2 protein-coding genes are annotated in these 2880 nt (G+C 64.7%); both read right to left on the bottom strand.

Translation table 11 applies throughout. The annotated features are described in order from the left end of the window. Positions 1–1076 (bottom strand): class I SAM-dependent RNA methyltransferase (locus tag AC2VOU_RS16525; protein WP_486958346.1); only part of this gene is annotated, 1076 nt, incomplete at its 3' end. Between the two features lie 41 nt (positions 1077–1117). Continuing rightward, the coding region (locus AC2VOU_RS16520; RefSeq protein ID WP_486958345.1) for an APC family permease at positions 1118–2880 on the bottom strand (1763 nt) is incomplete at its 5' end.

Here is a 2880-nt window from a genome sequence, read left to right as displayed (position 1 = left end):
GCCGCGGCCAGTAAGTCGACGACGTCGCGTCCGGCACCTGACCGAGGCGGATCCAACACCGCCACGTCGGCGCCGGTTTGTTGTACCACCAGCGCCTGCCTGACCGAATCGGTCATGACGTCCACCTGCGGCAGATCGACCAGCGCGGCCCGCGCGGCCCGCGATGCCGCGCGGGCGGTGTCGATGGTCAATACCCGTCCGGAGTCCCCGACTGCGTCACCCAGCACCGCGGCGAAAACGCCCGCGCCACCGTAGAGATCCCAAGCAGTCATGCCGGCACCGGGCTGTGCCCAGTCGAGGACCAGTCTGCTGTAGACCCCCGCCGCGTCCCGGTGCGCCTGCCAAAAGGCCGTCACCGGCACCTGCCAGCTGCGTCGACCCACCCGCTGCACCGCGTGATAGTTACCCTCCACCACCTTGGCCGAGTTTTTGGTCGTGTGTTTCGGCGCGTTGCGGCGGCCCTCTCGCACCGTGCGCACCACATGGCGCTGTCCGTCGTCGTCGACCGCAACGTGCAGCTGAGCGTTCGGTGGCCAGTCGGCCCCCGAACGAGGCTGAGCCAGCCCATCCACCATTCCGGCCGGTAACTGCGCACAGCTCAAGTCGGTCACCAGCTCTGCGCTGTGGTAGCGGTGAAAGCCCGGGCGATGGTCTGGCCCGACGTCCAGCCGAACCCGGGTCCGCCACCCGGTGGGGCCGGCAGCCGACAGCGGTTCGGCTCCCGTGTCTGGGCCAGTCCAGCGGTACCCACCAAGCCGTTCCAGCTGGTTGGCCACGACTTGGGCCTTGAGTACCCGAGCCGCCTCCGGGTCAGCGAACGCCAGGTCGCAACACCCGGCACCGTCCACCCCAGCGATCGGGCACAGCGACGTGGTTCGATCCGCCGACGGCTCGATCACCTCGATAACTTCTGCGTGCCAATAAGAGCCACGGTCGGCGGTGACTCGCACCCGTACCCGTTCGCCGGGCAATGCGTAGCGGACGAATACGACCCGGCCTTCGTGGTGCGCAACGCAGCTGCCGCCGTTCGCGGGGGCACCGGTGACCAGCGTCAGCGCGCCGAGGGCGGGTGGCACCGGCGCCTCGGGCTTGCCATGATCGGGAGCCGATTCGGTGCTCACTCGAGTATTCCGCGACGAGTATCGCCCGGAGCCGCGTGCGATTGCAGCGTCTTGACTCGCTCCGACGAATTCAATTGCCAGGGAACCGAAGTCACCATCACTCCGGGCATGAACAACAACCGACCCTTGAGCCGCAGCGCGCTCTGGTTGTGCAGCAACTGCTCCCACCAACGGCCCACCACATACTCCGGGATGAATACCGTCACCACGGTGCGCCGAGACTCTTTGCTGACTCGTTTGACGTATTCAAGTACCGGACGGGTGATCTCGCGATAGGGCGACGCAATAACCTTGAGCGGCACACTGACATTGCTGTCCTGCCAAGCGCGGACCAGCGCGCGGGTTTCCACGTCGTCGACGCTCACCGTGATCGCCTCGAGCGCATCCGGACGGGTCGCCCGCGCGTAGGCCAGTGCGCGCAGCGTCGGCAAATGCAACTTCGACACCAGCACCAGGGCGTGATTGCGGCTGGGCAACACCACGTCACCTTGGGCAGCGGCTTGCTCCTCCAACTCCCGGTTAACGGTGTCGTAGTGCCTGCGGATCAGCTTCATGACGAGGAACAACAAACCCATCGCTACGATCGCAATCCACGCCCCGGCAAGGAATTTGGTGACCAGCACGACCAGCAGAACCGCACCGGTGGATAGGAAACCGACCGTGTTGACCACCCGCGAGCGCATCATCTGGCGACGCACCGTGGGATCAGTCTCGGTGCGCAGCAATCGGGTCCAGTGCCGGACCATGCCGATTTGGCTCAGCGTGAACGAGATGAACACACCGACGATGTACAGCTGGATCAGCGCGGTCAGCTCGGCGCGGAACGCGATGATCGCTGAGAGAGCCGCCGCCGACAAAAACAGGATTCCGTTGGAGAACGCCAGGCGATCTCCGCGAGTGTGCAGTTGGCGGGGAAGGTAACTGTGCTGTGCCAACACCGCGCCAAGGACCGGGAAGCCGTTGAAGGCGGTGTTTGCCGCCAGCACCAAGATCAGGGCGGTCACGATGGCGATCAGCAGGAACCCTATCCGGAAGCTGCCGAATACCGTCTCCGCTAGCTGGGTGACCAGAGTCTTCTGCAGATAGCCCGCTGGGATACCACCAAGCTGCGTGTCGGGATCCTCCACCAGCTTGACCCCGATCTGCTGGGCCAACACGATAGTGCCCATCAGCAAGCTCACCGCGATTGCGCCCAGCATCAGCAGGGTCGTTGCCGCGTTGCGCGACTTGGGTTTCTGAAACGCTGGCACCCCATTGCTGATCGCCTCAACACCGGTCAGTGCTGCGCAGCCCGAGGAGAACGATCGAGCCACCAGAAACACCAACGCGAAACCGACGACTTCGCCGTGCGCGGCACGCATCTCGAAGCCGGCGGATTCGGCGTGCAGCGGATCACCCAACACGAAGATGCGGAACAACCCCCAGCCGATCATGATCGAAACTCCAGCGATGAACGCATAGGTCGGGATGGCGAACGCCACCCCGGACTCGCGGACCCCACGCAGGTTCATGGCCATCACTACCAGGATCGCGGCTACGCAGAACCACACCTTGTGTGCGGCCACGAACGGGATGGCAGAACCAATGTTCGACATTGCCGACGCCGTCGACACCGCCACCGTGAGTACATAATCCACCATCAGAGCACTCGCCACGGTGAGGCCGGCATTGTCGCCAAGGTTGGTAGTCACTACTTCGTAGTCGCCGCCGCCCGACGGGTAGGCATGCACGTTCTGCAGATAGCTGGCCACCACGACCA

It is taken from the genome of Mycobacterium sp. TH-M25 (genome assembly GCF_057473665.1).
Note: the sequence above shows the minus strand (reverse complement) of the source record. Positions and strands in the feature narration are given on the sequence as shown.